At 38.4% G+C, this 22179-nt stretch carries 22 protein-coding genes; 10 read left to right on the forward strand and 12 right to left on the reverse strand.

Going from position 1 to position 22179, the window contains the following annotated elements; all coding sequences use genetic code 11:
* Window positions 1-186 precede the first annotated feature (186 nt).
* A complete protein-coding gene (locus IGI97_RS12425) occupies window positions 187-1539 on the forward strand; it encodes an aspartate kinase (protein ID WP_202452762.1) in 1353 nt (450 codons plus the stop codon).
* 22 nt (window positions 1540-1561) lie between these two features.
* Here IGI97_RS12425 and IGI97_RS12430 read toward each other — a convergent pair whose 3' ends face one another.
* The 3 genes from IGI97_RS12430 to IGI97_RS12440 are packed head-to-tail and all read right to left on the reverse strand — an operon-like array spanning window position 1562 to window position 3732.
* Complete coding sequence (locus IGI97_RS12430) at window positions 1562-2098, reverse strand: haloacid dehalogenase (protein ID WP_002383648.1); 537 nt, start codon at window positions 2096-2098, stop codon at window positions 1562-1564.
* 16 nt (window positions 2099-2114) lie between these two features.
* Window positions 2115-2948 (reverse strand): DUF72 domain-containing protein, encoded by an 834-nt coding sequence (locus tag IGI97_RS12435; protein WP_002358361.1) that lies wholly within the window; start codon window positions 2946-2948, stop codon window positions 2115-2117.
* A 49-nt stretch (window positions 2949-2997) separates the two neighbouring features.
* Window positions 2998-3732 carry an acyl-ACP thioesterase domain-containing protein gene (locus IGI97_RS12440; protein ID WP_002355227.1) on the reverse strand — a complete coding sequence of 245 codons (735 nt, stop codon included), beginning with the start codon at window positions 3730-3732 and terminating at the stop codon, window positions 2998-3000.
* A 273-nt stretch (window positions 3733-4005) separates the two neighbouring features.
* On the opposite strand from IGI97_RS12440, the gene IGI97_RS12445 reads away from it, so the two are divergent.
* Both IGI97_RS12445 and IGI97_RS12450 read left to right on the forward strand, forming a co-directional pair.
* Window positions 4006-4590: a lytic polysaccharide monooxygenase gene (locus IGI97_RS12445; protein WP_002355225.1), complete on the forward strand. Its 585-nt coding sequence runs from the start codon at window positions 4006-4008 to the stop codon at window positions 4588-4590.
* Window positions 4591-4632: 42 nt separating this feature from the next.
* On the forward strand, window positions 4633-5679 hold the full coding sequence (locus IGI97_RS12450) for a chitinase (protein WP_002364979.1): 1047 nt from the start codon (window positions 4633-4635) through the stop codon (window positions 5677-5679).
* 95 nt (window positions 5680-5774) lie between these two features.
* Here the strand turns inward: IGI97_RS12450 and IGI97_RS12455 are convergent, their stop codons facing one another.
* Together IGI97_RS12455 and IGI97_RS12460 are read right to left on the reverse strand one after the other, a co-directional pair.
* Entirely contained in the window at window positions 5775-6086 is a 312-nt protein-coding gene (locus IGI97_RS12455; RefSeq protein WP_002355223.1) for a DMT family transporter, read from the reverse strand.
* Window positions 6083-6439: a DMT family transporter gene (locus IGI97_RS12460; RefSeq protein WP_438738729.1), complete on the reverse strand. Its 357-nt coding sequence runs from the start codon at window positions 6437-6439 to the stop codon at window positions 6083-6085. Before IGI97_RS12460 ends, IGI97_RS12455 begins: the two co-directional genes overlap by 4 nt.
* 265 nt (window positions 6440-6704) lie before the next feature.
* On the opposite strand from IGI97_RS12460, the gene IGI97_RS12465 reads away from it, so the two are divergent.
* On the forward strand, window positions 6705-7679 hold the full coding sequence (locus IGI97_RS12465) for a ring-cleaving dioxygenase (protein ID WP_002358359.1): 975 nt from the start codon (window positions 6705-6707) through the stop codon (window positions 7677-7679).
* Between the two features lie 20 nt (window positions 7680-7699).
* Window positions 7700-8320 carry a flavin reductase family protein gene (locus IGI97_RS12470; RefSeq protein ID WP_142961031.1) on the forward strand — a complete coding sequence of 207 codons (621 nt, stop codon included), beginning with the start codon at window positions 7700-7702 and terminating at the stop codon, window positions 8318-8320.
* Between the two features lie 44 nt (window positions 8321-8364).
* On the opposite strand, the gene IGI97_RS12475 is transcribed toward IGI97_RS12470, so the two are convergent.
* Complete coding sequence (locus IGI97_RS12475; RefSeq protein ID WP_002358357.1) at window positions 8365-9693, reverse strand: aminopeptidase C; 1329 nt, start codon at window positions 9691-9693, stop codon at window positions 8365-8367.
* A gap of 149 nt (window positions 9694-9842) precedes the next feature.
* Here IGI97_RS12475 and IGI97_RS12480 point away from each other — a divergent pair, with 149 nt between their 5' ends.
* Together IGI97_RS12480 and IGI97_RS12485 are read left to right on the forward strand one after the other, a co-directional pair.
* On the forward strand, window positions 9843-10232 hold the full coding sequence (locus tag IGI97_RS12480) for a GntR family transcriptional regulator (RefSeq protein ID WP_002358356.1): 390 nt from the start codon (window positions 9843-9845) through the stop codon (window positions 10230-10232).
* Window positions 10232-11602: a DUF5808 domain-containing protein gene (locus IGI97_RS12485; protein WP_438738732.1), complete on the forward strand. Its 1371-nt coding sequence runs from the start codon at window positions 10232-10234 to the stop codon at window positions 11600-11602. The genes IGI97_RS12480 and IGI97_RS12485 overlap by 1 nt, the downstream gene beginning before the upstream one ends.
* Before the next feature lie 43 nt (window positions 11603-11645).
* On the opposite strand, the gene IGI97_RS12490 is transcribed toward IGI97_RS12485, so the two are convergent.
* The 6 genes from IGI97_RS12490 to IGI97_RS12515 all read right to left on the reverse strand — a co-directional run bounded on the left by IGI97_RS12490 (window position 11646) and on the right by IGI97_RS12515 (window position 18218).
* A complete protein-coding gene (locus tag IGI97_RS12490; RefSeq protein ID WP_002355215.1) occupies window positions 11646-11852 on the reverse strand; it encodes a heavy-metal-associated domain-containing protein in 207 nt (68 codons plus the stop codon).
* Between the two features lie 21 nt (window positions 11853-11873).
* Window positions 11874-14360 carry a heavy metal translocating P-type ATPase gene (locus IGI97_RS12495; protein WP_141435568.1) on the reverse strand — a complete coding sequence of 829 codons (2487 nt, stop codon included), beginning with the start codon at window positions 14358-14360 and terminating at the stop codon, window positions 11874-11876.
* Window positions 14361-14375: 15 nt separating this feature from the next.
* Window positions 14376-14816 (reverse strand): CopY/TcrY family copper transport repressor, encoded by a 441-nt coding sequence (locus tag IGI97_RS12500; protein WP_002355212.1) that lies wholly within the window; start codon window positions 14814-14816, stop codon window positions 14376-14378.
* A gap of 128 nt (window positions 14817-14944) precedes the next feature.
* Window positions 14945-16108, reverse strand: coding sequence for a cation:proton antiporter (locus IGI97_RS12505; RefSeq protein WP_002355211.1), 1164 nt, complete (start codon window positions 16106-16108; stop codon window positions 14945-14947).
* 20 nt (window positions 16109-16128) lie between these two features.
* Window positions 16129-17496: a TrkH family potassium uptake protein gene (locus IGI97_RS12510; RefSeq protein WP_438738734.1), complete on the reverse strand. Its 1368-nt coding sequence runs from the start codon at window positions 17494-17496 to the stop codon at window positions 16129-16131.
* Window positions 17497-17627: 131 nt separating this feature from the next.
* Window positions 17628-18218, reverse strand: a complete 591-nt coding sequence (locus tag IGI97_RS12515) for a dihydrofolate reductase family protein (RefSeq protein ID WP_016615451.1) — start codon at window positions 18216-18218, stop codon at window positions 17628-17630.
* 198 nt (window positions 18219-18416) lie between these two features.
* On the opposite strand from IGI97_RS12515, the gene genR reads away from it, so the two are divergent.
* The 3 genes from genR to genA all read left to right on the forward strand — a co-directional run bounded on the left by genR (window position 18417) and on the right by genA (window position 22143).
* Window positions 18417-19178, forward strand: a complete 762-nt coding sequence (gene genR, locus IGI97_RS12520; RefSeq protein ID WP_002355208.1) for a MurR/RpiR family transcriptional regulator — start codon at window positions 18417-18419, stop codon at window positions 19176-19178.
* Between the two features lie 173 nt (window positions 19179-19351).
* The gene (genB, locus tag IGI97_RS12525) at window positions 19352-20686 is read left to right on the forward strand and encodes a PTS sugar transporter subunit IIC (RefSeq protein ID WP_002355207.1); all 1335 of its coding nucleotides are present in this window, start codon (window positions 19352-19354) and stop codon (window positions 20684-20686) included.
* 26 nt (window positions 20687-20712) lie between these two features.
* Complete coding sequence (gene genA / locus IGI97_RS12530) at window positions 20713-22143, forward strand: 6-phospho-beta-glucosidase GenA (protein WP_002358345.1); 1431 nt, start codon at window positions 20713-20715, stop codon at window positions 22141-22143.
* Window positions 22144-22179 lie beyond the last annotated feature (36 nt).

The raw sequence follows: 22179 nt of genomic DNA on the forward strand, positions 1-22179 counted from the left end.
ACTATTTAACTCCTTCGTTACGACTCATATCTTTACAGTTTAACAAAATTTTAAGGAAAAATGAAGAACAAATATTTTCATGATTTCCTAACTTTCTGAAAATAAGTGGTTGCTTTTCTAAATGTTTTTCGGTATCCTTTTACTAATCTACAAATGAGAAAATAATTAAAAACAGGAGTGATAAACGTGAACGTAGTTAAATTCGGCGGTAGCTCGCTAGCATCAGCACCACAGTTACAGAAAGTCTTACAAATCGTCAAGGAAGAGCCGCGCCGAACGTTTGTCGTTGTATCCGCTCCTGGAAAGCGAACCCCGCAAGATATTAAAGTGACTGATTTATTGATTCAATACTATCAGCGCTACTTAAATAATGAGGAAATTGAATCGACAATTTCTGCCATCATTCGTCGTTATGAAGATCTTTTTGATGAATTACACTTGGATAAAGCAGTTTTAGCTGATATTGCTATTTCGATTCGCCAATTAGCCACTTTACCAAAAGAAAACAATGCTTTTTTATTTGACTATTTTTTAGCTAGCGGCGAGGACAATAATGCAAAAGTTGTTGCCAGTTTTTTCAAGCAAAATGGCTTAGATGCTCGCTACATTAGTCCAAAAGAATTGGGTCTCCTGGTGACACCTGAGCCAGGAAATGCTCGCATTTTACCAAAAGCTTTAGAGAAAATTAGTGTCTATCGTGAGACTCAACAAATCTTGGTTATTCCAGGTTTCTTTGGTTATACAGAAGCCGGCGAAATTTGTACTTTTTCTCGTGGCGGTTCCGATATCACAGGGTCCATTGTTGCCGCAGGTGTTCAAGCAGATTTGTATGAAAACTTTACCGATGTGGACGGAATTTATGTCGCCCATCCTGGAATTATTGAACAGCCTCAAACGATTCAAGAATTGACCTACAGAGAAATGCGGGAGTTAGCTTATGCAGGATTTGCCGTCCTCCACGACGAAGCTTTAATGCCTGCCTATCGCGCAAATATTCCAGTCGTTATCAAAAATACTAACAACCCACATCATCCTGGCACCCTAATTACCACTTCTCGCAAAGTGAAGCATGCCCCTGTTGTAGGAATTGCTAGTGATCAAGGGTTCGCAAGTATTTACATTAGTAAGTATTTAATGAATAGAGAGTTAGGTTTTGGGCGACGGCTTTTAGAAGTACTAGAAAAATTAGCCTTAAGCTATGAGCATATGCCCTCAGGAATTGATGACATCACAATTGTTTTAAGAGAAGACCAGTTAACAGCTGAAATTGAAAATAGACTGATGGCTCAACTCCAAGAAGTTTTAGCGCCTGATGAGTTACGCATCACGCATCACCTTTCCATGATTATGATTGTCGGGGAAGGCATGCGCCAACGAATTGGGGTTACTGCTGAAAGTACAATGGCGTTAGCCAAAGAAAAAATCAACTTAGAAATGATTAACCAAGGATCTTCGGAAGTAAGTATTATGTTTGGTATCAAAAAAGAGCAAGAGGAAAAAGCCATCAAAGCCTTATATCGGACGTTCTTCCATGATTAATAAAAAAGACGAATGAGTTTTCTCATTCGTCTTTTTCATTGGTCTCAGTAATTTTCAATTGGCGTTGAATTTCCGCTTTAATTTTAGCTTCTGGCGCAAAATCTTGTTCCCAATTTTCAGGTTTTAATACTTTATTTGTTTCTGGATCATAATGTGGCTGCCCATCTGGAAATAATTTCCCCATATTGGCTTGATGAACGATTTCAATAATTTTTGTTGGATTGACGCCCATTAAGCAAAACGAACCATAAGTAAAATACAATAAATCGACTAGTGCATCCACTTCCTCCACTAAAGGATCAGATACTGGTTTGCCTTTCGCCAAGACTTTCTGCTCTGCTTTATCGACAGATTTTTTTAATCCGTTGACCAATTGTTGAAAAAGTACTTGGTCATTATTAGCAGCACTATATAAAAATTCCACAAGTTCTTCGACTTTAAACTCTGCTCGTCGACTAGCTAACTCTGGCGAAAAAGCAGTTGGTTGCTCTGGTTGTTGTGGATTAAAAACCTCGTGGAATGCACAAGCCATTTCATAAGGGGATTGCTTTTCAGACATTCAGCTACCTTCTTTCTCAAAATAAATCTAATTGTTTTGGATTCAAATCATCGTAACTCAAATTCAAGACTTTTTGCATCTGTAGAGCGTTTTCTGCGGCATCGCCGCCAGAATTATTATTAAAAATTACGCCCACTTCTTTGGCTTCTTGCGACATTTTTAAAACAGCTTCGCTTAAATCAGCGATTTCCTGCGTATTATAATGATAAAGGGTTCTTTTTTTTCGCCACTCTGCATCATTGGCTAACCAGCCAGCCGCATTACGTCCGTGAAACCGGAAGAGCACGAGATTAGGATTCGTTACATACGGATAAAAGGGCACTGGATTCGTAGGAATCTGCGGTTCATCTACAATCACAAGTGAAAATTGATTTTCTTTCATAAATTGCAACATTTGTTTTACAAAGTTTGGTTGATACCATGAATTATTTCGTAATTCAATGGCGATGGGTAGGTCTTTAAACCAGTGACGAATTTTTTGCAAGTAAGCGACATTTTCTTTCGTACAACCAAATGTTCCTGAAAATTGTACCAAAAAGGCAAATAATTTTTTACTTTCAATTAATGGGGCCATACTTTCTAAAAAAGCGGTGATCATTTCTTCTTCACTTGCATAATAGGTTTGCCACTCACCTTGACAACTGATTCCACTATAAACTTTCATGACAAAGCGAAAGTTTTCGGGAACTGCTTTGACCCATTCAGCTACTCGTTCTTTGGGAGGAATCCCGTAATACGCCGTGTCCATTTCAACTAGTGGTAAATGACTGGCATATTCATAAAGCGTGGCCCGTTTTTTTCCAGTTAAATAGTCGTGTTCACTAAAAGATGTTAATCCTAAGCGAATCATGTCCTTCCTCCTCTGCGTAACTTTTTATTTTCTAAACCGTCATCTTAACTTAGTTGGTCCAATCGATATTCGCTTCACAATAGGTTTGACCATCAATCCGAATCTCATGGCGCGTTTTCAACTGATTTTCTTGTTCGACAATTTCGTAATGACTTTCGACTTCTTGGCCGTATTCTACTTCTTTGTCAAATTTCACAAGAATTTTTTTCGGTTGATGCGTTGTTAAAAAGTCATACCCTAACACATCCAATAACCAATTAAAGTAAATCGCATTATTAACATGTTGATTGCCATCAATATCAAAAAAACGCACACGATAAGGTAAAAAGTTCCCCTCTGTGACCTTTTCAATTTTTTCATGGCGATAAATTTTAGTGATTTTTTCAGAATCAAAAGGTGCAATAATTTCTGGTAACACACTACTGATTTTCCGATTTTTTTGATCCATTAAGACAAAGGTTGATTTCACAAAGACACATTCATTGCCTTCTTCATCATGAACCCAAAAGTTACGATAACAAAAATATTTGTTATAACTCATAGCTTGCGTTGTAATTGCTACTTTTTCACCAACTTTTGGTAAGCGGTGAATCTCTATTTCATAATTGGTGATGACCCAGCCTAGACCAAATTGAGCGACATAAGCCGCATCTCTTCCTAGTAATTCTGTTTGTTCTTCTGATACTTTAATGACAACCGCTAACAAAGCCGGTATCTTCATTGCACCAGTAAAATCGCCGTCATAGTAGGCAACTTCATAAGAGGATGTATGTTTTTTTCCCACGAAATAATCTCCTTTTTCCAATGGCTACTTTCGTGTCATTGTTTCTTCTTAAAAGTATACCACGTGATTTCTTCAATTGCGATTCCGAATGAAAAATTAACAAAACTTTGAAAAACACTATTATTTATATTATTTAAAAACATTCTTAATATTACTTAAAAAATATTGTTTTATTTTTAAAAATAACATTTCTTATTATTTGTATCCGAAAGATTATTATGTTATATTCCTATCTGTAATCGCATACAAAATAATTTTTTAGGAGGTTTTTTCGTGAAAAAGAGTTTATTAACAATCGTCCTGGCTTTTAGTTTTGTTTTAGGTGGCGCTGCATTGGCCCCTACTGTTTCGGAGGCTCATGGTTACGTAGCAAGTCCTGGAAGTCGTGCTTTCTTTGGTAGTTCTGCTGGTGGTAACTTAAATACAAATGTTGGTCGTGCACAATGGGAACCTCAAAGTATCGAAGCTCCCAAAAATACGTTTATTACTGGTAAATTAGCCAGTGCAGGTGTCTCAGGTTTTGAACCTTTGGATGAACAAACAGCTACTCGTTGGCACAAAACAAACATTACAACAGGTCCCCTTGACATCACTTGGAACTTAACTGCCCAACATAGAACTGCTTCTTGGGATTACTATATTACTAAAAATGGCTGGAATCCCAATCAACCATTAGACATTAAAAACTTCGACAAAATTGCTTCAATTGACGGCAAACAAGAAGTTCCTAATAAAGTTGTTAAACAAACAATTAATATTCCGACAGACCGCAAAGGTTATCATGTCATTTACGCTGTCTGGGGCATTGGTGATACGGTGAACGCCTTTTACCAAGCGATTGATGTGAACATTCAGTAAAAATACTCACATCTAAAACTAAATTAAAGGAGTTCTCAAAAAATGAAGCTAAAAAAAATAATTCCTGCTTTTCTCCTTCTTTCAACCGTAGCAGTTGGCTTGTGGTTAACGCCTACTCAAGCTTCTGCAGATGCTGCGGATACGATGGTAGATATCTCTGGCAAAAAAGTGTTGGTTGGATATTGGCATAACTGGGCCTCAAAAGGACGCGATGGTTACAAACAAGGAACATCAGCATCACTGAACCTTTCAGAAGTAAATCAAGCCTACAATGTCGTACCGGTTTCCTTCATGAAAAGCGATGGCACGACACGGATTCCTACGTTCAAGCCTTATAACCAAACAGACACTGCCTTCCGACAAGAAGTCGCACAATTAAATAGTCAAGGTCGCGCAGTTTTATTGGCACTTGGTGGAGCAGATGCACATATCCAATTAGTCAAAGGCGATGAACAAGCCTTTGCGAATGAAATCATTCGTCAAGTGGAAACATACGGCTTTGATGGTTTAGACATTGACTTAGAGCAATTGGCGATTACTGCTGGCGACAACCAAACCGTCATCCCTGCTGCATTGAAAATAGTCAAAGACCATTATCGAGCACAAGGAAAAAATTTCATCATTACGATGGCGCCAGAATTCCCTTATTTAAAACCTGGTGCCGCTTATGAAACATACATTACTTCCCTAAATGGTTATTATGATTACATTGCCCCACAATTATATAACCAAGGCGGCGACGGTGTCTGGGTCGATGAAATTATGACTTGGGTTGCTCAAAGCAACGATGCTCTAAAATACGAATTCCTCTATTATATGTCTGATTCATTAATCCATGGCACGCGCGGCTATCTACAGATACCAAACGATAAATTAGTCCTTGGTTTACCAGCAAATCGGGATGCTGCTGGTAGCGGCTATGTCGTTGAGGCTACCCCTGTAGCCAAAACTTTTGATCAGTTAGCAAAAGACGGTAATCCTATCCGTGGCTTAATGACTTGGTCTGCAAATTGGGACGTTGGTCAAGATGTCAACGGCAAGTCCTACAACAATGAATTTGCGACACGTTATAGTAACCTTGTAAAATAAAAGCTATTTTGAGACAGAACACCGCATTTGGTTCTGTCTCTTTTTAAATTTTACTCACCGGTCTTTCAATAATCCAAACAATGTTCTCTTGCTTTCTAACCAATTAATTTTAAACCAATCACAGAAACAATGATTAAAAAAATAAAAAATATCCGGCGTAGGTCTTTTGATTCACCTAAGAGCATTCCTAAAATAGCGCCTCCTGCTGTACCAATTCCTGTCCAAACTGCATAAGAAACGCCCATCGGCAATTGTCTCATCCCTAAATATAAGAATAAGAAACTACCACTAAACGCTAGAATTAAAATTAACAATGAACGTAAGTCTTTTTTTGTTGTAAATAATTTAATTGAACCTACGCCAAAGATTTCAAAACAGCCTGCAATGACTAAGTATAACCAACTCATCTTGTTTCCTCCTCTTTATTTCCAGTTACCATTTTTAAGCCAATTACACCTATTAATAACAGCAACAGAAAAAGAACTTTTCCTATACCCAAAGGTGTGTGGAATAAAAAATGATCTGTTACAATAGTTCCAGCACTACCTAAGCCGACAAATACAGCATAGGCTGTGCCGACTGGCAATTCCTCTCCTGCTTTAATCAGCGCATAGAAACTGATAAAGATTGCGATTACTGTCCCTAAAATCTCCCACCATGTTGTACTATGCTTCATGCCAACGACCCAAATCACTTCACAAAAAGCGCCAAAAATAACTTTTAACCAAGCTTTACTCATCTTGTTTTCCTTCCCTTCCAAACAAAAAAAGTGCCAACAAACAGTTCAGCTATGGCCTAAGAACTGTTCATTAACACTTTAGTCGCAAGCATCCGGCGATGTTTACGAAAGTTTATGTATTAAAATATCTCAGGTCATTATATTCTTATTTTTTTAAAAAATCAACTAAAAAACAATAGTTCGAATTCGAGACATTTCTTTTGCATTTTTAGGACTAATCATTTAAACTTACTTTTAGTAAGTTAATTAATTAAAAAATTATTTTTCTTTTAGGAGGATTTTTATTATGAATACACAAATTTTAGGTTTACACCACGTCACTGCCATGACTTCAAGTGCTGAAAAAATTTATCACTTTTTCACCGATATTTTAGGTCTACGTTTAATTAAGAAGACTGTCAACCAAGACGATATTGAAACATATCATTTATTTTTTGCTGATGATGCCGGCTCTCCCGGAACAGATATGACTTTCTTTGACTTTCCAGGCTTACCTAAAGGAACCAAAGGAACCAATACAATTTCTCGTACTTCCTTCCGTGTAAAAGATGATGATGCTTTGGATTACTGGGTATCACGCTTTAATGAATATGCAATTGATCATGGAGAAATTCAAGAACGTTTTGGTAAAAAGTATTTAGAATTTGAAGACTTTGACAATCAACGTTACCAACTTATTTCTGATGAAAAGAACCAAGGTGTTGCAGCTGGCACGCCTTGGAAAAAATCTAACGTCCCTAGTGAACATGCTTTAATCGGCTTAGGTCCAGCCTTTGTAACTGTCGAAAATTACGAACATCTGCAACTAGTTTTAACTGAAGTTTTAGGATTCAAATTGATTGATGCTGAAGGTAGTTTCCATTTATTTGAAGTTGGTGAAGGTGGGAATGGCGCCAGCATCATCGTAGAGCATCGAGAAGATTTACCAGCGGCTCAAGAAGGCTACGGCAATGTCCATCACTTAGCCTTGCGCGTTGCCGATGAGGAAGCACTACGTTTCTGGATTGAAAAAATTAATCGTTTGGAATTTCCTAATTCTGGCTTTGTGGAACGTTTTTACTTTAAATCTGAATATTTCTTGGCAGCAACACATGTTTTATTTGAACTGGCAACCGATGGTCCTGGATTTTTAGAGGATGAAACCTATGAACACGCTGGCGAAAAATTATCATTACCGCCATTTTTAGAACCAAAACGGGCAGGGATTGAAGAATTTGTGCGTCCTTTCGATACTTCAGATGCGAATGTTCAACGAAATTAGTATTTTTCTAGGAGGCTCCTATGATTCATTACAATAGTAACGAGTTATCTGCAAAAACAGCGTATAAATTTTTATCAGGAAGCATTATTCCTCGACCAATCGCTTGGGTTACGACACAAGATACAGCCACAGGTGTCGTCAACGCTGCTCCCTTTAGTTTCTTTAATGCGGCGGCAGCTGAAATTCCTTTAGCAACGTTATCCATTTTACGACCAGACAAAGCGCCTAAAGATACGGCACGAAACATCTTGGCTACTAAAGAACTTGTCATCCATTTCGTTAACGAAGACGTTCTTACTCAAATGAATCAGACTTCGGCACCTTTAGCAGCAGAGATCAGTGAAATTGACACATTTGGTATTGAAACCATTGCCAGCCAGACTGTTGCTGTTCCAGCAATCAAAGCCGCGCCGATTCGGATGGAAGCTCGCTTACATCAATATGTACCTATTGCTAACCATGAAGGTCAAATTATTACGGATTTATTCATTGTAGAAATTACCGATTTCTATTTTGATTCAGCCGTTTTCGATGAAGAACATCAGTACATTTTACCTGAAAAACTCCAACCGATTGCTCGTTTAGCAGGCAATGATTATACAACATTGGGCGAAATCCGTGAAATTCGCCGCCCAACGTAAAAAGAAGGCCCCCGCCATGACGGCGGGGGCCTTCTTTTTCTGTTTTATGCTAATGCTCCCATTGGATCCCAAGGTGCCAAAACAGTTGGCGCTTGTTCCCAAGCTTTTTTCTGTTCATCAGTTAATAAATCTTTGTGCACAACGATTTGATAAGTGTATTCGTCCATCCACGCATCGCTCATAACGAAGAAGCCATTTTCACCGACTTTTTCGCCCCAGCTATTTTCCACTTTCCATTTTGTTGTTTGACCATCAACGATATCAACACCTGTTAAAACCATGGCGTGTGTCATTAAGCTTTCACCAAAGTCTAAACGTTCTGCTTTAGTCATCGTAAAATCAATATCAAAAAGATCGTTCATATCGTAAACGTCTAATGCCATAATTCCTGTGTCACGTGTTGAAGATTGTCCGACATCACAACCAAACCAAACAGATTCGCCTTGTTCCAATTGTGCAGCAGCTAATTTTTTGAAAGCAGCCATTTCTACATTTAAATATTTAACTTCTTTGCCGCCGACAACATTCCCTAACATTTCAACAGTGTATGTTTTGTTGAAGGGTTTATCTTCTGTAGGAGCATTAATAATACTTACATAATCATGTAAATTAACGCCAACGTATTTTTCAAAGAATGTTTGCGGTGTTAGATTTTGATCCAAATGATAATTTTTTTCTTCGTCACGGTATTCAAAATCAAAGGTTTCTGGCGGCGTTCCTAAAGAGATTGCTAAGAAATTATAAATTTCTTGTAACATTGCTTCTTTGTTTTTTTGGACTTCTTCAGCAGAAGCGCCTTTTTCAATTAAACTACGTAAAATTGTTGCATCTTTGCGTAATTTTTTATTTAAATAGTTGTTTAAATCACGTGAATTGGAACTGTTGCTGCTTTCAGGCATTGCCGTTTTAGGCACTACGCCATATTTATCAAAAATTGAAACGATCATATCCCATTGCCCACCATCTTGTTGTGGTGTAGCTAATAAAAAGGCCACTTTACGACTAGTCAACGGTTGATCGGCTGTTGCAATAATATTTTCATAGAAATAATTTGATTTTTCATATTTATCCCAGAAAAATGTATAGTTTTGTGATAATTCAAAATCTTTTAATTGAAACGCATTTAACATTCTATGTCTAAATGTATTTAATGCCGCAAACATCCAGCAGCGACCGCTTTGTTTTTGATTGGCCACTTTTCCAGTAGCTAAGTCGACTGAAAAGACGGGTACGTTATTCACGGCTCCTTGTACAGATTCACCTGAAGCGCTGATACCATTTTTTACTACACTACGTTGTAAGGCATTTTGTTTATTATTGTTCAAGAAATCTTGATGGAATTTCTCTGTTAATTTTGGTTCAATTGCTGTCATATTTTCATCGTCCTTTCATTTTACGTTCTTCTTCATTATATGCTTCTCTTTAAACAGAAACAACCATTTACTCTAAATTCCTTGCTTTCCAACTCTTTTTGTATTAGGATATATAATACAGATAACACAAATAAGACAGGAGTGATTCGATGCTTTTAGAAATAGATGAACAAAGCGAACAGCCCATCTATCAGCAACTCATTGATCAAATCATTGTAGGCATTGCCAAAGGTGAACTGGTTCCCAATGAAAGTTTGCCTTCTATCCGACAATTGGCGGACGAAATCGGGGTCAATATGATGACTGTTTCAAAAGCTTATAATAAGTTAAAGCAATCAGGTTATATTGTGACTGACCGTCGTAACGGCACCAAAATTGCCGCAAAGTTACCTGCTACCGCTGTTTGGCAACAGCAATTGCATGAGCGTTTAGAACTTCTGTTGGCTGAAAGTTTTTTACATCAGCAATCCGAAGCAGAAATCCAAGCACTTATTCAGAAAATTTATCAAAATTTTGATTCGAAAGGGCGTGCATTATAATGGCGGTATTCTTTTATTTCATCCTAGTTTCTGTCGCTTTTTTTATGGCATTTACTATGGGGATTTATGCAAATCCTCACAAAAATATTATTTTGGAAAACACTTTACCAGAAGATAAACTACAAGATCCCAGCGTTCAAGCAATCCGAAAACGTTATAAAAAACGCTTGGTTCAACTAGCAGCCGTTTTTAGTGTTCTTAGTTTACCTTTGTTATTTATTCCTTATGATTCGATTTTATTGTTCCTTTTTCTGTTACTTTTATTTAGTTTTATTGGCAGTGGCTACTATCTGCAAATCGTTTATATTCGCAAAATGGCCGCTTTAAAAATGCAAAACGGCTGGTTGCTACCTAAGCGTCCTCTCTTAATCGATACGCAATTAGTTTTAAATAAAAACCAGAAACTTATTTCATTTTGGTGGTTTTTACCTGCAATTATTCTTACTTTTGCTGGGGGCTTTTATTCCTTGCAAACGGCGATTGGTTCCTGGATTCTTTTCTTAATTACTGTTTTGATGTTAAGTTTGTTCATTGGCGGCTATTATTTTATCGCGCGCTTACCTGTCAAACCGCTAACTAGTGACTCAAAAATTAATCAGCAAATTAATGATTTATTTCGGCATCATTGGTCTGTTTTAATGGTTTTATCCGCCTTAGTTTTTGCACCGCTAACCATTTTACCAACTTTGACAATTGTAATTGATTATACGGTTGCGATGGCTCTTACATTTTGTTATTTTATTCTTTTGTTTGTTTATGTAGGCTTTCTCTTCTACTACCTATTTTCAATGCGCAAAAAACAAGATCAATTCGTTTTACAGGCTGGCGATTATCGCTATGGAGATGACGATCAATATTGGCGGTATGGGATTTATATCAATCCAAAGGACCCCAAAATCATGGTTCCTGATCGCATTGGTATGAATTTATCTATTAACCTAGGACGGCCTGCTGGGAAAATTATTCTAGCCGCTACTGGTATTTTAACGATTGCGGTGCTGTTCTTTGCCACAGTACCAATGTTTATAAATGATTTTTCTAGTCATGCCTTTCAAGCAACTATTGAAAAGAAACAAATTGAGTTATCTGCCCCATTAGCAAAAACGAGGTCAATTCCTTTTAACCACATCACTGCTGTTTCTTTGATTGATGACTTACCTCAAGAACGCATTCGCACAATGGGTGCTGCGACAGATAGTTACTTAGCAGGAGAATTTAAAGTCGCTGGAAAACCTGCTTATTTACTAATTTATACAAAAAGTCATCCGATTCTGAAAATAGAAACGCGGGAAAAAGTTTATTATTATACTGCGCGTGATGGTCAAGAAACGACTAAGATTTATCAGGAAATCAAAGCCAAACTTCCATAACAAAAAAACAGGGCCTACTCATGATGGTAGGCCCTGTTTTTTGTTATTCGCTGACAACCTTGAATTTTGTATCTGCCAACGTGGTATTCAGTTCATCTTGGCTTACTTCACGATCTGCTGTCACAACGGCTGTTTGATCTGCCAAGTGAACCGCAACATTCGTTACGCCGTCAATTCCACTAAATTTTTCAGTGACCGCTTGAACACAGCCATCACATTTCATCCCATCAATTTTTACTGTTTTTTCCATTTCACTTCATCCTTTTCAATTTTATTTTTGACTTCCACTAGTTCTTTTCACCGTCGAAGGTTTAAATCCTTTCAATCGTAAGGCGTTTAGTAAGACAGAGACTGAACTAAAACTCATAGCTGCTGCTGCAATCATCGGACTTAACAAAGGTCCACCAAATAAGTGTAACACACCCATAGCCACTGGAATACCTAATGTATTATAAGCAAATGCCCAGAAAAGATTTTCTTTGATGTTTTTGATGGTCGCTTTACTTAATTCAACTGCTGTAGGCACATCCATTAAATCACTACGCATTAGCACAATGTCGGCCGATTCTATTGCAACATCTGTGCCTGAACCAATAGCAATCCCCACATCTGCTTGGGCAAGTGCTGGTGCATCATTAATACCGTCACCCACCATCGCAACTTTTTTGCCTTCTGCTTGTAGTTTTTTCACTTCTAATGCTTTATCTTCTGGTAAAACTTCACTTAAGACACGATCGATACCTACTTGTTTTGCAATCGCCTCGGCAGTACGCTTGTTGTCTCCCGTAATCATCACGGCTTCGATCCCCATTTTATGCAAACGTGCAATGGCTGTTTGACTGCTATCCTTCACAGTATCTGCTACCGCAATGATACCCGCAAACGAACCATCTTTTGCCACAAACATTGGGGTTTTCCCTTCTTCTGCCAAACGATCCGCTTGTTGAACAAACGTTGATAGCTCGATGGCTTCTTCTTTCATTAATTTTATATTGCCCAAAAGTAGGACTCGTTCGTTGACTGTCACACGGATGCCGTGACCTGGAATCGCTGAAAAATCGCTTCCTTCTGCTAATGGCAATTGACGTTCTTTAGCCGCTCCCACAATTGCTTCACCTAGGGGGTGTTCTGATCCTTGTTCTGCAGAAGCTGCTAATGTTAGTAACTCAGCTTCTGAAAGTGCTGAATCAGCAACTAAAATATCCGTAACCACCGGTTTGCCTTCTGTAATAGTTCCTGTTTTATCAAACACGATTGTTTGAATTTTGTGAGTGGTTTCTAAAGCATCCCCACTTTTAATTAAAACGCCATTTTCAGCGCCCTTACCTGTTCCCACCATAATCGCAGTCGGCGTTGCCAAGCCGAGCGCACAAGGACAAGCAATCACTAACACAGAAATGGTAATTGTCAAAGCGAAAATCCATGACTCTTGTCCTAAAAAGAACCAAACCAAGCCAGAAAGAACAGCCAAACCAATAACGATTGGGACAAAAACACCCGAAATTTTATCAGCTAATTGTGCAATCGGCGCTTTTGAGCCTTGCGCATCTTCCACTAATTGAATGATTTGGGCAAGGGCCGTCTCTTTTCCCACTTTTGTCGCCTTGAATTGAAAGCTGCCATTTTTATTGATGCTAGCACCAATTACTGCATCACCGACTTTCTTTTCAACAGGCAAACTTTCGCCCGTTAACATGGCTTCATCCACAGAACTACTGCCTGAAACAATCACTCCATCAACAGGGATTTTATCTCCTGGGCGAACAATCACAATGTCATCCAACTGAACAGCATCAACTGGCACTTCAATTTCTGCGCCATCACGTAAAATATGAGCAGTTTTCGGCGCTAAACCCATTAATTTTTTTATCGCATCTGAGGTTTTCCCTTTTGAAACAGCTTCGAAATATTTTCCTAATGTAATTAAGGTTAAAATAACACCCGCTGATTCATAATAAAGAGCCATTGTAAAACTTGTGTCTCCTAAAAATATCATGACTGTGCCATATAAACTATACACAAAAGCAGCGCTGGTTCCTAAAGCCACCAAAGAAAACATATTCGGATGCCCTTTAAACAATGCTTTAAAACCAACTGTGAAAAATTCTCTGCCGACATATAGAACGGGTAAAGTCAAAATCAATTGAACCATTGCAAAGGTCATCGCATGTGTCATTGGATTCAAAAAATCCGGCAATGGTAAGCCTACCATATGTCCCATCGCAATATAAAGAAGGGGCACTGTAAACACCGCTGAGATCCAAAAACGTTGCCACATCTCAGCAATATGTTTTTGTTTCTTTTCACGATCTTGGTCCGCTGTTGCACCTGCAGCGACTTCTTCTGTCGCTTGATAACCTGCATCCGTAACTGCTTTGATAATTTCAGCACTCGTTACTTGATGGTCGTCATAACTAACCACCAGTTTTTCCGTGGCTAAATTAACAATCGCTTGTTGAACACCAGATAATTGGTTCACAGCTTTTTCAATCGTTTGGGCACAGGAAGCACAACTCATTCCTTCAATCGCAAACGTTCGTTGCTGGGCTGGGCTAATCGCCTTGTAGCCAGCATCTGACACAGCTTCCTTAATTTCTTCTTCTGTGACTTCCGTCTGATCATACGTGACACTTAATTTTTCCGTAGCTAAATTGACACTTGCCTTTGCCATCCCAGGTAACTTCGCCGTAGCCTTTTCAATCGTTTGGGCACAGGAAGCACAGCTCATCCCTTCAATATCAAACGTTTTACTTTCCATTTTTTTCACTCCTTTTTAAATTAAATGACATTGGCATTGACCAGGAATACAGTTGCAAGGGACGGATTCAACCGCCGTCTTGCGCTTCTCTTTCAAGAGTTCCTCTAATCGATCCAAATCGTCATAACTCAACTGACTCTCTGTTAAAATTGTTTCCACCACGGAACCAACTTTACGGCTGCACACTTTGGCTAAAAGTTCATCTGCCACCGTTTCAACGCTCCGACGTTCTTCTACTAGCGGATAATAAATATATTTATTGCCTACTTTCTCCGTTCCAACTAACCCTTTATCTGTTAAACGACTTAGTAACGTCTTGACGGTCGTTGATTTCCATTCTTTCTTCTCATTTAAAAGTGTATGCACTTCACGACTCGTGGTTTTGCCTTGGGTCCAAATAACCCGCATGACTTCCCACTCTGCATCAGTAATTGTCGCTAATTTATCTTTTGCCATACTCGTTAAATTCCTCCTTCATCAATAAAAAAAGAGTTCAAGATTATTGACTACAAACGTAGTCGTTTATCTTGAACTCATCATATAGCTATTTTATTTTTTTGTCAACAACTTCTGCTCATCTTTTTTTATTGCAACGCAGATTCTTGTTTTTTAACAAAGTATTTCAATAAGAACGGTGCAACTAAGGTCGTTAAGATAATTACCACAATCATGCTCGTATAATACGCTTCTGAAAGTAATTTAGATTGGTAACCAATTTGCGCAATGATTAATGCCATTTCCCCACGCGAAACCATCCCAGCACCGACCATTAAAGAACTTGTATTGGAGAAACCAACCATTTTCGCTCCCCAGGCGCCGCCCAGTAATTTCGTTAAAATCGCCATAATCGTCATTACCAAAATAAAAGGTAAATCTTTTCCTAACGTGTTAAATGTCACTGATAAGCCAATGCTGGCAAAGAAGACGGGAATAAACACGGCATAGCCAATAGCTTCAATATTGAAATCAATTTCTGTTTTTGCATCCGTTTGTCCCACAGCAATCCCTGCAAAAAAGGCACCTACGACAGAACTTAAACCAACTAAATCAGCCAAATAAGCCATGCCCAAACAGATAATCAATGACATGATAATAACAGACGACCCAATGTTCATTTTTTGACTTAAACGTAGTAAATAGGGAGCGATAAAGCGGACCAAAAAGAAAATCCCAATAAAGAATAAGCCTTGTTCAATTAACTTAACAATAAAGCTGACTTCTGTATTGCCGCCTGTACTTGCACCAATCATGCCGACAGCAACACTTAAAATAATCACGACCACGATATCGTCAACGACAGAAGCCCCAAGAATCGTTGCACCTTCTTTACTACTTAAAACATTCAACTCTCTTAATACTTCTACTGAAATGCTGACCGACGTTGCTGCTAAAACTAACCCAAGGAAAAAAGCTTCTTTCCAAGAAAAAGCAAACAGCTGACCAATCAACATAGTAAAACCAACCGGTAAAACGATGCCCAAAATAGCAACCATGACACTAGGTTTCGCATATTTTTTCAATAATTCCAATTCACATTCCATTCCAGCAATAAACATCAGCATAATGACACCAATTTCTGAAAAGTCATGCACAAACACATCTTGATGCACAATATTTAACATCGCTGGACCTAACACAATCCCTACTAGCAATTGCCCAATTACTGCAGGAATTCCTACTCTTTTACAAGCAACACCTGCTAAAGTCGTTGTAATTAAAATCAAACATAAAATACCTAAAAATTCCATTCTATTTCCCTCTTTCTCTATTAACCAATCATCACTGATTCTTTTGGATATTGAACTTTCGACTGACTTTCCAAGCCTTTCTTAATTAATGACAATAACACCGTGTACACACCCACACGACCGACGAACATTAGAAAAATAATCACCAGTTTACCAAAAACAGTTAAATCTGGTGTTAACCCCATTGTTAAACCGACCGTTCCAAATGCAGAAATCACTTCAAAAACAATATACTCAATCCCGTTTTTTAAAGGTAATGTTTCTGTAAACGAGAGAATAACCGAAGCAGTTACACATAAAAAAGTTGCCAAGAAGAACAAAGTAAACGCTTGGAGCACTACTCGCTCAGGAATTGTGCGTTCATGGAATTCCACTCGCTGTTTCCCTTTAAAAATTGCACGAAATTGTAAAAATAGCACACCAAACGTAGTGGTTTTCAAGCCGCCAGCGGTTGATCCTGAAGTGCCACCAATAAACATCCACAAAATCGTGACAATCAGGCCTGGATTACTCATTTTCAAATAATCAACTGAATAAAAGCCAGCCGTTCTTGGTGTAACCGACAAGAACCAACTGTTGACAAGACGCTGCCAAAAAGACATGTCAGCTGGAAAATGGCGATATTCTGAAATGTAAAAAATAACGGTCCCTAAGACTAAAAAGGTGGCGGTCACCGTTAAAGCAAGGCGTGTATGAATACTAACACGGTGCTTAATTTTATTTTTATAGCCTTTAATCATTGTAAAAATATCGCGCCACACAATAAATCCTAAACCACCAGCTATAATTAAAAAGCTAATGACTAGTAAAAGATAAGGCGAATTTTGATAAGGAACCATACTATCCCCTAGCAAATCAAAGCCAGCATTACAAAATGCCGAAACGGCATGGAAGAGACTAAAAAACAACCCTTTTTTCCACCCAACTGTTGGCACAAATTGAAAGGACAACAAGAAGGCTCCAAGTAATTGAATAATGGCCGCAAACTTCATAATATATTTCATTAAACGAAAAACTCCGGAAACTTCACTAACATTTAACGCTTCTTGATACAACATCCGTACACTTAGTGACGCTTTTTTCCGCAGCAAACTAAAGAAAATCGTGGCAACGGTTAAAAAGCCTAAGCCGCCTAATTCAATCAAAATCATAATAATAACTTGCCCGATAGGACTCCAATGTTCCGCCGTATTCAAAGGCGAAAGCCCTGTAACACAGACGGCGGAAGTTGCCACGAAAAAAGCATCAATCCATTGCGTTTTTTGTCCAGCTTGTGCAGAAAAAGGCATCATTAATAAGATCGTGCCTACAACAATTAATAGAAAAAAGCCTAAGACAATTGTTTGAACAGGTGAAATATACAACCTTCTTTTGATCTGATGTTTCATTTTTTTCTCCTCTACCATTTCTTTGTCAATCAAAAACAACACAAACGGCTAGACAACTGTTGCTTTGTTCCTCTCGCCCTATGAGAAACTCAAAACCTTGAAAGCAACTTGCCCAACCGAATAATTATTTTTTAATTTTTGTTTTCACGTTGATAAATCGAATAAACCAACTCATTTTTTTGATAAACCTGTTTTAAACGAACTGGGATTGATTGAGCCATTGTCTCGTATAGAGCAATGCCCTCACCCAGAAACAGTGGTATTGTCGTCAAAATGAAGGTATCAATTAAATCAGCTGCCAAAAGCGGTTGAACCACTTTTGGGCCTCCAACAATCCAAATTCCCGCGCCGTCTTCTTCTTTGAGACGACGAATTAATGTGACTGGATCTTCCTTGGTAAAAGTTCTTGAAGCAGTTGATGGTTCTGGATGAGAGGTAATGATATAAGAATGCTTGTCTTCATAAAAATACACATCTGGGGACAATTCTTGTGTCACTTGATCATAAGTAGTCCGCCCCATTACCACAGTGTCTATTTTTTTATACATTTCATCGTAACTACGATCTTCTTCATCGCCACGAATATTCTCTTCTAACCAAGCAACACCGCCCGCTTTATCCGCAATGAAACCATCAATACTCGCTGCAATAAATAAAATTACTTCCCGTGCCACATCAACGCCTCCTTTTCTCTTCTTATCTATTTTAGCTTGTTTTCTCAAAAAACTCTAGGGGTGCGCATTGTTATTTTTAAAAGAAAAAAGAGAAAAACTAGGATAATTGGGCTACTTTTTGTAAAATAGGAAATAAGAAACTTTTTATTGAGTTATTTTACATTTTTTTCAAGAAAAATAAGAATTGGTTTATTTGATTTACACAAAAAAATAACATATTCAGTTTTTATATAAAGGAGGATTACTTTGTTTGATTTAGAGAAGGTTCAGACCTTGAATGAATTAGAAATGCTCGTTTACCATTATGTATTGGAACACCTGCACCAAATCCCTCAACAGACCATTCGCCAACTGGCTACTTCCTGTCATGTCTCCACCTCAACGATTCTACGATTTTGTAACAAAATGGGCTATGCTGGTTTTTCCGAATTAAAATATGCAGTGAAAGAAGAAGCCAAACAAACACAAACGTTTGAAAATTTTTATGATGCCACAGTTCACGTCGATGCTTTTTTGAAAAAATTAAACCAAGAAACCTATTACGAAATGCTTCGTCCAGCAATTCAAATGATTGTTCAAGCACGTCACGTTGCCTTTACTGGCATTGGTACTAGCGGAATTTTAGGTAGTTATGGCAGTCGTTATTTTGCCAACTTAAATATCAATTCTTACAGTATTGCTGACCCCTTTACGCCTATCCCCAAGCGCGGATTTGAAAATACATTAGCCTTGATTCTGTCTGTATCTGGGGAAACCAATGAAATGATTAAACAAATGACCGACTTTAAAACAGCTGGCGCCAAAGTACTAAGCATTACCAACAATCAACATTCAACTATTGCCCGCTTGGCTGACTACAACATCTCCTATTATATGCCCGACGAACGTTCTCCATTTGCAGATAAATCAGTCAATACAACCACTCAAATCCCTGTCATTGCTTTAATTGAACTCCTAGCTCATCAAGCAAGTCAACTTTTAAAGGAACTAGATGAAACACCTTTCTAGTTGTTTTTCACAAAAGCTCATGCTGTCTAAAACAGCATGAGTTTTTTTGTTTTTTTTCTTGGTACATGTTTCTCATTCAGGCAAAAGTCTATTTTTTCTTCAAATAACCTTATATAGTAAATGTGTAAACGGATACATTTGCATTTATATTATTCTTCAAAGGAGAGATTTTTATGAACGAATGGATTAACGAGAAATTATTACCTCCAGTACTAAAATTCGTCAATACCAAAGCAATTACTGCCTTACGGAACGGGATGCTTTACACGATGCCTTTTACCATTGTTGGTTCCGTGTTTCTTCTATTAGCGAATTTCCCAGTTACAGCTATTTCTGAATGGGTTAACGCAAGCGGTCTGGCTGTTTATTTCAATCAAGCATATGGTGCATCTTTTGCGATTATGTCTTTATTTGCGGTCATCGGTATTGCCTACTCATATGTAAAAAGCGAGGGATTTGAAGGCCTCCCAGCGGGCATGATTGCCATGGTGGTTTTCATTTTGTTTATGTCATCTGAAGTCAAAGATGCGGTTTCTGGCGCAGTAGTTGGCAATGTCATCAACAAAGATTGGACAGCTGGCAAAGGGATGATTACAGCTATTATTGTTGGTTTGTTAGTCGGCGTTGTATATAGTTGGTTTTTACGTCATGATATTCGTATCAAATTACCAGAAGCTGTACCAGAAAATGTGGCCAATTCCTTTACTGCGTTAATTCCTGCCAGCGTCATTGTAACTGGTGCAATGCTAATTTTCATTCTTCTAGATAAAGTCTTCAATACGACATTCTTTGACTTTATTTACGAAGTGCTACAATCACCACTTCAAGGAGTCACAGATTCACTAGGTGGCGCATTACTATTAGGTTTTGTCATTCCGCTCTTTTGGTTTTTCGGTGTTCACGGGTCAACAATCGTTGGCGGCATCATGGGTCCTATTTTACAAGCAAACTCTTTAGAAAACACCGAAATTTTGAAATCAGGAAAAGACTTAACACTGGCTAATGGTGGCCATATTGTTACACAACAATTTTTAGATCAATTTTTAACGGTCACTGGTGCGGGCATGACAATCGGGTTAGTCGTGTTCATGGTTTTCTTTGCCAAATCAGCTCAGTTTAAGCAATTAGGTCGGCTTTCAATTGGGCCAGCTGTTTTCAATATTAACGAGCCAATTGTCTTTGCTACACCTATCGTGATGAACCCAATCATGGCTGTGCCGTTCATTATCACACCGATTGTTTCTTCTGTTGTGACATATTTTGCCTTGTACACAGGACTGGTTCCTCTCTTTACTGCGGTACAAGTTCCCTGGACTACTCCTCCAATCATTTCTGGACTTTTAGTTGGTGGTTGGCAAGCAGCGTTGCTTCAAGTAGTGGTACTGACGATGAGTTTCTTTATCTATTTACCGTTTGCTAAAAAAATGGATGCACTTAATTACGCAGAAGAAACCAATCAACCGATTACTGAAGAAACCCTTGAAAAAGTTGAAGCACAAAACGTATAAAAATTTGAACAAAGGACTGAAACGATATGTCAATTTTGAAAAATGATTTTCTTTGGGGCGGCGCTGTCGCTGCTCATCAATTAGAAGGAGGCTGGGACCAAGGCGGTAAAGGGGTGAGCGTGGCGGATGTAATGACTGCCGGTGCACATGGCGTCCCTCGTAAAATTACCGCAGGCGTTTTACCAGATGAACACTATCCTAACCATGAAGCGATTGATTTTTACCATCGCTATCAAGAAGATATTCAACTATTCAAAGAACTTGGTTTAAATTGTTTCCGAACCTCTATTGCTTGGACACGAATTTTTCCTAACGGAGATGAAGAAACGCCCAATGAAGAAGGCCTTCGTTTTTATGATGCACTTTTTGACGAGTGTTTGAAAAATGGCATTGAGCCAGTTGTGACACTGTCTCACTTTGAAATGCCTTATCATTTAGTCACAAAATATGGCGGTTTTCGCAATCGCCAGGTCATTGATTTTTTTGTCAAATTTGCTGAAGTCTGTTTCACTCGTTACCAGAAAAAAGTCAAATATTGGATGACCTTTAACGAAATTAACAACCAAGCCAATTATGAAGAAGATTTTGCACCTTTTACTAACTCTGGTATTGCTTACCAGGAAGGAGAAGACCGCGAAGCAATTATGTATCAGGCTGCTCATTATGAACTAGTCGCTAGCGCACGTGCAGTGAAAATTGGCCACGCTATCAATCCCGACTTCCAAATTGGCTGTATGATTGCGATGGTGCCTATTTATCCTTATTCTTGTAATCCTGAGGATATGATGATGAGTGTTAGCGCAATGCAAAAACGTTATTGGTTTACCGATGTTCATGTCCGCGGTCATTATCCAAGTGCAATTCAATGCTATTTGAAACGAAAAAACATTTCATTAGATGTCACAAAAGAAGATTTAACTGATTTAGCTAATGGCTGTGTTGATTATATTGGCTTTAGCTATTACATGTCGTTTGCTGTGAAAGGTGCAGAAAAGGCCCCTACTTTTGACTACAATGAAGCAAAAGACTTGGTGCGAAATCCTTATGTAGCAACATCTGATTGGGGTTGGCAAATCGATCCTATGGGCTTACGCTATGCAATGAATTGGTTCAATGATCGGTATGAATTACCACTTTTTATTGTCGAAAATGGCTTTGGTGCTATTGATGAGCTAGAACCAGACGGAACGATTAACGACACTTACCGAATCGCTTATTTACGTGAACATATTGAGATGATGAAAGAAGCCGTTGCGTATGACGGCATTGATTTGATGGGCTACACACCTTGGGGATTCATCGATTTAGTGAGCGCTAGTACAGGCGAAATGAAGAAACGGTATGGCTTCATTTATGTAGATAAAGACAACGATGGTCACGGAACGTTGGAACGGCGAAAGAAAAAATCGTTTGCTTGGTATCAACAAGTGATTGCTACGAATGGAGAAGAATTATAAACAAAAGGCCTTCGTCTAAAGACGAGGGCCTTTTGT

It is taken from the genome of Enterococcus sp. DIV2419, from assembly GCF_051711865.1.
Taxonomy (GTDB): domain Bacteria; phylum Bacillota; class Bacilli; order Lactobacillales; family Enterococcaceae; genus Enterococcus; species Enterococcus faecalis.

What these genes read in the sequence shown, in the direction of transcription:
- IGI97_RS12430 (WP_002383648.1), bottom strand. Translation starts at nt 2,098, where the DNA reads ATGTCTGAAAAGCAATCCCCTTATGAAATGGCTTGTGCATTCCACGAG.
- IGI97_RS12435 (WP_002358361.1), bottom strand. Translation starts at nt 2,948, where the DNA reads ATGATTCGCTTAGGATTAACATCTTTTAGTGAACACGACTATTTAACT.
- IGI97_RS12450 (WP_002364979.1), top strand. Translation starts at nt 4,633, where the DNA reads ATGAAGCTAAAAAAAATAATTCCTGCTTTTCTCCTTCTTTCAACCGTA.
- IGI97_RS12455 (WP_002355223.1), bottom strand. Translation starts at nt 6,086, where the DNA reads ATGAGTTGGTTATACTTAGTCATTGCAGGCTGTTTTGAAATCTTTGGC.
- IGI97_RS12465 (WP_002358359.1), top strand. Translation starts at nt 6,705, where the DNA reads ATGAATACACAAATTTTAGGTTTACACCACGTCACTGCCATGACTTCA.
- IGI97_RS12470 (WP_142961031.1), top strand. Translation starts at nt 7,700, where the DNA reads ATGATTCATTACAATAGTAACGAGTTATCTGCAAAAACAGCGTATAAA.
- IGI97_RS12475 (WP_002358357.1), bottom strand. Translation starts at nt 9,693, where the DNA reads ATGACAGCAATTGAACCAAAATTAACAGAGAAATTCCATCAAGATTTC.
- IGI97_RS12480 (WP_002358356.1), top strand. Translation starts at nt 9,843, where the DNA reads ATGCTTTTAGAAATAGATGAACAAAGCGAACAGCCCATCTATCAGCAA.
- IGI97_RS12485 (WP_438738732.1), top strand. Translation starts at nt 10,232, where the DNA reads ATGGCGGTATTCTTTTATTTCATCCTAGTTTCTGTCGCTTTTTTTATG.
- IGI97_RS12490 (WP_002355215.1), bottom strand. Translation starts at nt 11,852, where the DNA reads ATGGAAAAAACAGTAAAAATTGATGGGATGAAATGTGATGGCTGTGTT.
- IGI97_RS12495 (WP_141435568.1), bottom strand. Translation starts at nt 14,360, where the DNA reads ATGGAAAGTAAAACGTTTGATATTGAAGGGATGAGCTGTGCTTCCTGT.
- IGI97_RS12500 (WP_002355212.1), bottom strand. Translation starts at nt 14,816, where the DNA reads ATGGCAAAAGATAAATTAGCGACAATTACTGATGCAGAGTGGGAAGTC.
- IGI97_RS12505 (WP_002355211.1), bottom strand. Translation starts at nt 16,108, where the DNA reads ATGGAATTTTTAGGTATTTTATGTTTGATTTTAATTACAACGACTTTA.
- IGI97_RS12510 (WP_438738734.1), bottom strand. Translation starts at nt 17,496, where the DNA reads ATGAAACATCAGATCAAAAGAAGGTTGTATATTTCACCTGTTCAAACA.
- genB (WP_002355207.1), top strand. Translation starts at nt 19,352, where the DNA reads ATGAACGAATGGATTAACGAGAAATTATTACCTCCAGTACTAAAATTC.
- genA (WP_002358345.1), top strand. Translation starts at nt 20,713, where the DNA reads ATGTCAATTTTGAAAAATGATTTTCTTTGGGGCGGCGCTGTCGCTGCT.